We start from the raw sequence: 812 nt of genomic DNA, 5'->3' as shown, positions 1-812 counted from the left end.
CTGCGCCGTCCGGATGCGGGAGCGGCGATCGCGTCGATCGGCGCCGCCCTCGGCCTCCGGGTCGCCGTCCGGCCGATCGCCGACCTGCCGGCGATCGACGACGCCGACCTGGTCGTGAGCACCCTTCCCGGTGGCGCCGACCCCGGCGTGACGGCATCCGAGGTGCTCCGAGAACGCGCGCCGCTCCTCGACGTCGCGTACGCCCCTTGGCCCACGGCCCTCGCCTCGCAGTGGCTCGACGCCGGCGGGACGGTGGTGCACGGCCTCGAGATGCTGCTGCACCAGGCGCTCCTGCAGGTGCGCATCTTCACTTCGGGGGACCCGTTCCGCGAGCTGCCCGACGAGGCCGGCGTGCTCGACGTCATGCGCCGTTCGCTCTGATCCGCCTGTGGAAGGATAGGAGCATGCTCCGTTGGCTCACCGCCGGAGAGTCGCACGGGCCTGAGCTCGTCGCGATCCTCGAGGGTCTTCCCGCCGGTATCCCCGTCTCGCTCGACGCCATCCGCGCCGACCTCGCGCGCCGCAAGCTCGGCTACGGCCGCGGTGCGCGCATGAAGTTCGAGCAGGACGAACTGGACATCTCGGGCGGCGTGCGCCACGGCCTGAGCCTCGGCAGCCCGATCGCCCTGCGCATCGGCAACACCGAGTGGCCGAAGTGGCAGGAGGTGATGAGCCCCGAGCCCATCGATCCGGCGAAGCTCGGCCGCGGCCGCGGCGCGCCCCTCACCCGTCCGCGCCCCGGCCACGCCGACCTCGTCGGCATGCAGAAGTACGGCTTCGATGAGGCGCGCCCCGTGCTCGAGCGCGCCAGC

The 812-nt window shown here is 73.2% G+C and carries 1 protein-coding gene and 1 pseudogene; both read left to right on the top strand.

Features of this window, described 5'->3' with window-relative positions; translation table 11 throughout:
• A pseudogene (locus GH736_RS23685) lies at positions 1–381 on the top strand (shikimate dehydrogenase); the annotation flags it as partial.
• Positions 382–404: 23 nt separating this feature from the next.
• Positions 405–812: chorismate synthase (locus tag GH736_RS23680; RefSeq protein WP_159607536.1), on the top strand; the 408-nt coding region annotated here is incomplete at its 3' end.

This window comes from Agromyces humi (genome assembly GCF_009720255.1).
GTDB classification, from domain to species: Bacteria; Actinomycetota; Actinomycetes; order Actinomycetales; family Microbacteriaceae; genus Agromyces; species Agromyces humi.
The sequence above is the reverse complement of the archived record's forward strand: the minus strand, read 5'-3'. Positions and strand labels throughout refer to the sequence as shown.